The sequence below is a fragment of the Gluconobacter sphaericus NBRC 12467 genome, assembly GCF_006539125.1.
Lineage (GTDB): Bacteria > Pseudomonadota > Alphaproteobacteria > Acetobacterales > Acetobacteraceae > Gluconobacter > Gluconobacter sphaericus.
Map to the genome: position 1 here is coordinate 1 of NZ_BJMK01000091.1, position 681 is coordinate 681.

Consider the following 681-nt stretch of genomic DNA (forward strand, 5'->3'; position numbering starts at 1 on the left):
TCTCCGACAGTCTTCTTCTCAGCCGTCTGCCTCGCAGCAACCGTCAGCTTCTGGCTATGAGTCCTGAGCCTAGACAGATAATAGAAAAATTTATGTGTTTTTGATCTAAATCAAGATAAATTATGTTTGGTTTTATAAAATGAAACAATGCTCAAGCTCGATACAATAAATTATAATTTATTGTATCGTTTTTTGTACCTAAAATAATTGCTAGGAAATTAATCGTGTCAACAGTTGTTAGCAATGGTCAGTCTATATCTAATATTACAGTAGATGATTATCAAGAAATAATATCATCTGGAGGTTCTGCGAGTTTTCAGACGGTTACAAATAATGGCGAGATCGTCATTCGATCTGGAGGGGTCCTTACCGAAACAGACGGTAAGTATAACTGGATCATTGAAAGTGGTGGAAAAATTGTAGTAGAAAGCGGTGGAATAGTTTCCGGAGGAAGTATTCAATCTGGAGGAACTTATTTTGTTAGTTCTGGAGGCATTACTACAAGCGTTTCGGTTGCCAATGGCGGTGTATATCAAGGTGCTAGTGGTGCCATACTCAGTGGAACCAATAAAGTTCGCTCTGGTGGACAACTTAGCGGTGGAATTGTTGCCAATAATGCTACCTTAGTAGTGAGTGCTGGTGGAAGCTCGGTGAATACCATTATCGCCAGCGGAGGAGGCA

The 681-nt window shown here is 40.1% G+C and carries 1 pseudogene; it reads left to right on the top strand.

Annotated features, from left to right (window positions below):
• Nucleotides 1-224: 224 nt before the first annotated feature.
• A pseudogene (locus GSP01_RS14635) lies at nucleotides 225-681 on the top strand (autotransporter adhesin family protein); the annotation flags it as partial.